The 278-nt window shown below is 66.5% G+C and carries 1 protein-coding gene; it reads right to left on the bottom strand.

The window, feature by feature from the left end:
• Window positions 1-108 precede the first annotated feature (108 nt).
• Window positions 109-270, bottom strand: a complete 162-nt coding sequence (locus tag EN862_RS35960) for a DUF1674 domain-containing protein (RefSeq protein ID WP_245519837.1) — start codon at window positions 268-270, stop codon at window positions 109-111.
• Window positions 271-278: the final 8 nt, after the last annotated feature.

Below are 278 nucleotides of genomic sequence, written 5' to 3'. Positions count from 1 at the left end.
CGCGCTCGGCGTCGCGACCGACGACGGCTGGATCGTCCTCGAACCACAGCGCGATGCAGCCTAGGATGCGTGAGATTCAGGTCAGGCCGGCCTCACCTGGATATTCTCTCAGAAATCGCTGGTGAGACCCTTCACCTCCCAGTCGCCGTAGCGGCCGGGTTCCTTGCCGCCGCGGCCGCCGATTTCCTTGGGCATCGCGGCTTCCTTTTCGCGATATTTCCGGCGCCTCGCCTCAGCCTCCGCCAGCGCGCGGCTGGCCGCCGGCGTCAGGGTCTTTT

The organism is Mesorhizobium sp. M2E.F.Ca.ET.219.01.1.1 (assembly GCF_004016445.2).
GTDB lineage: Bacteria > Pseudomonadota > Alphaproteobacteria > Rhizobiales > Rhizobiaceae > Mesorhizobium.
This window is presented reverse-complemented; position numbering and strand designations above follow the sequence as displayed.